The 3,648-nt window shown below is 50.1% G+C and carries 3 protein-coding genes; 2 read left to right on the top strand and 1 reads right to left on the bottom strand.

Annotation, left to right across the window (positions count from 1 at the left end):
- Positions 1-132 precede the first annotated feature (132 nt).
- On the top strand, positions 133-1,860 hold the full coding sequence (locus tag QUB12_RS32545; protein ID WP_333310349.1) for an Ig-like domain-containing protein: 1,728 nt from the start codon (positions 133-135) through the stop codon (positions 1,858-1,860).
- 669 nt (positions 1,861-2,529) lie between these two features.
- Here QUB12_RS32545 and QUB12_RS32540 read toward each other — a convergent pair.
- On the bottom strand, positions 2,530-3,003 hold the full coding sequence (locus tag QUB12_RS32540) for a hypothetical protein (protein WP_333145109.1): 474 nt from the start codon (positions 3,001-3,003) through the stop codon (positions 2,530-2,532).
- Positions 3,004-3,185: 182 nt separating this feature from the next.
- Between QUB12_RS32540 and QUB12_RS32535 the strand changes: the two genes are divergently transcribed.
- Positions 3,186-3,557 (top strand): transcriptional regulator, encoded by a 372-nt coding sequence (locus QUB12_RS32535; RefSeq protein ID WP_333301000.1) that lies wholly within the window; start codon positions 3,186-3,188, stop codon positions 3,555-3,557.
- The last annotated feature ends 91 nt before the right edge of the window (positions 3,558-3,648 follow it).

Raw genomic sequence — 3,648 nt, 5'->3', positions numbered from 1 at the left:
GTTTTTAGCTGGCATTTTTGTAGAGATTGACTAAACTCCTTTTTTATTATACCCTATTTAAAGGTACAACAGCTTAACAACTACAGTATTAGCGGCGATGCAAATAATAACGGCATCAACGACAGCGGCGACGTGCGCTCCTTGTTCATCCTGTCGGGAAATGTGAATATTGCTGACTTGACTATCACCAATGGACGGGCCGAAGGAGGAAGTAGCGGCACTGGCGGCGGCGGCGGTGGATTAGGGGGCGGTTTGTTCCTCTATGATGGCAATGTTTCGTTGACCAATGTTGCGTTCGCGAATAACATCGCACAAGGCGGCAACAGGGGCGTTGGCACCGGCAGCGGCGGCGGGGGTATGTTTGGCAATGCCTCAAGCAGCGGCGGCGGGGGTATGTTTGGCAATGCTTCAAGCCGCGAGGGCGGTTACGGCGGCAACGGCAACTACGGCGGCTTCGGCGGCGGCGCCTTCCCCAGTGTCAACGGCGGCTTCGGCGGCGGCGGCAGCAGCGGCGGCTCCGTAAGTTCATCTTCAGGCAACACCGGCATCATAACATTTTACAGCGGCGGCATGGGCGGCTTCGGCGGCGGCGGCGGCGGCGAAAACGGCGGCTACGGCAGCGGCATCGGCGGCTTCGGCGGCGGCGGCGGCAGCAGCGCCTTTTACGGCGGTGCCAGAGGCGGCTATGGCGGCGGCAGCGGCGGCAGTGGTGGTGCTGGACTAGGAGGGGGAATCTTTGTCCGCAGTGGTTCTTTAACCCTCAACAACACCACCTTTACAGGCAATACTGCTACGGGTGGCACGGGAGCTAGCTCAGGTCAGGGCTTAGGTGGGGCAATCTTCGTCATGGAGTCCACCACCAATACCAACGGTAATAACCAGGGAATGCCGACTACCCTTGGCACTGTCAATTTTACGGGTTCGTCTACCTTCAGCAGCAACAGTGCGGCTAATGATGCGGGAACAGCAACTAATAATGATGATGTTTACGGTACACAAATACCTGCTACTCCTACTAACCAAGCCCCCGTCGCCAATGCCGACAGCCTTACCACGGCTCAAAATACACCTCTGACTATTGCTACCAGCACCCTCATCGCCAATGATACTGATGTAGATAATCCTGCCTCGGATTTGCGGATTACTGCTATTAGCGGCGCTGTCGGTGGAACTGCCAGCCTCAATAACAATGGCACTGCCACCAACTTTAGCGATGACTTTATTGTCTTTAGCCCCAACAATAGTTTCACAGGCAATGCCAGCTTTAACTATACCCTCAGCGATGGCAGTCTCACCAGTAATGGCGCTGTGACAGTAGCCGTGGCTTCCGTTGCGGGACTCAATCTCAACAGCGGTAACGGCAATGATGTCCTCAACGGTAACGCCGGGAATGACTACCTCAACGGTGGCAATGGTCAAGACACCCTCAACGGTTTTGCCGGCAATGATACTTTAGTGGGTAGCACTGGTGTGGATGTCCTCAACGGTGGTGATGGTGATGACTTGCTGCTAGGAGATGATATCAATATTGGTGCTGGCGGTGATGATATTCTCAACGGCGGTGCAGGTAACGATATCCTCAATGGTGGCAAAGGTGCCGATAAACTGCGCGGTGGTACTGGGAATGACTTCTTAACAGGTGGTTTGGGTCCGGACACCTTTATCTTCGCCCCTGGGGAAGGCACCGATACGATTAGTGACTTCAAGTTGGGGAGCGACCAAATCGGTCTGACTGGCGGTTTGACCTTTGGTCAATTGTCGTTCTCCGGCAGTGAGATTCGTTTGGGGAGTGACGTTTTGGGTGTCCTGACGGGAGTGAATACCACTACTCTGACGGCATCCAATTTCGTGGCAGTCTAGAAGCGCGCACCGGCTGAGTGCGACGGGTCAGCAGCGCTTGTGGCTGACCCGTCCCCGCCCTAATTTTTGCCTCGACCCAGACTCGCTCAATTCAAGGCAAAACATCTCTGATGAAAAGCTCAAATTGCGCTACGAATCAAAACAGGTGAAAGTGAGATGAAATCAAGGCAGCTCAGGCGAACCCAGAGCTTGCCTTTTCCTCGGATAAGCTGCCTTACACCTAATACCGGAGTCGCCGGAATCAAGCCTTTTTAACAATCGATTCTCATCGATATATACCTAGCGGCAATCGCGCCATTGAGAAGAAGGCAGAGAATCTCAAAACACGTCCACTAATATAACCAAAGTGCATCAAAGGACAACTCAACTCAATCAATGAGCCGTGCATCAAAATAACGCTTGAGAATGCACCGATGCTGCAATTTTTCAGCCGTCAATCGATTTTAGATTTTAGATTTTAGATTTTAGAGGCGACCCCACGGATAAATGCGGGGGCTTGAGGATTTTCGATTTTCGATTTTGGATTGATTCACGGATAAATCACGTGGCGGGTACCATCAAGAAATTCTTGGTCATTTGCGCCCGTATTTAAGTTACTCCTCCGAGTCCAGGTATTCCCTAAAATGTAGGGCTGCCGTCAAAAAAATCTAAATTCCGCCAGCACAAACTTTACTTTTTAGGTTGCTGCTTCTGGTAAACGCTGATAACTTTATCGGCATAAGTAGCAGTTGCCCCACTTTTGCAAGCTGCGGAGTCACCTGTCATCCACCAGCAAGCGGCGCGGCGTACAGCGGTTAATTCATTGTTGCTGCTAGCTTTGTATTCGTCGCGCAGCAAATCGCCCACGATACAGGTAACAATTGATTTGGCTTTTGTCGCGTCGGCCTCAAATTGTTGCGGTGTTAAATCTTGTTTGGTACAGAATTTTGCCCAGCGGGAAATATTGTTCGGTAAAACTTGCCACTGACTGTACATTCCGTCATTTGCGGCTTGTGGCGGGGCGGCTTGTCGCAGCGCTTCTACAAGGGCGGAAACTTGCGCGTCGGTGACTGATTGCGCTGCTGCTGGAAGTGATTGCAATCCGAGGCTAATTATCAGGCTGCCGAATAGTAGATTGGTTTTTGCGATCGATTTAAAATTCATTCACAATGCCCTGTTTGATTTAAACTTTGTTTCCTCAAACAAGGTTTACTATTTTGTCGCTGGAATACCTCTATCTTAAGTATGATTTGCTTGTTGAATGGACTGTCGATCGCACTTACGAGAGAAATTGCCGATCGACTGCGATAAAATTATAGAAGTACAACCCGCGAAATTCAATGAAAATGCCTACCAGCGATAGCTACCGCGAGTCCCTAATTGAATCTCTCAAAGATGCCGAACACGCTGCTGGTTTTATCGGGGCTATCTTAGAAGAAAAAGACCCTGAACCCGCACTCCTGAGAAATGCCATCAGAAAGGTAATTGAGGCTAAAATCAGGATGAATGCTCTTTCTGATTCAGCAAAAGAACATCACGAAAAACTCGATAATATCCTGACTGAAAGCGGCGGTTCGGAAATTTACAGTTTGGTAGAATTGCTCGAAGCGTTAGGATTTAAACTAGAAATTACTGTCGCAGATACTGAGTTGCCCGCTGACTCGGAATCAACGCAGATTGAGGAATCGGAATTATCGCCCGAACCAGCTAATTTCTAGCAGATTGTAGCCTTATTTCGATCGCAGTAAAGGTTAATCTAGATTATTGGTTGTGTGGGGGCGGGTTTATATAAATTGTTTGCGGGTATTA

Origin of the sequence: Microcoleus sp. B7-D4 (genome assembly GCF_036705125.1) — a bacterium.
GTDB lineage: Bacteria > Cyanobacteriota > Cyanobacteriia > Cyanobacteriales > Microcoleaceae > Microcoleus.
Note: the sequence above shows the minus strand (reverse complement) of the source record. Positions and strands in the feature narration are given on the sequence as shown.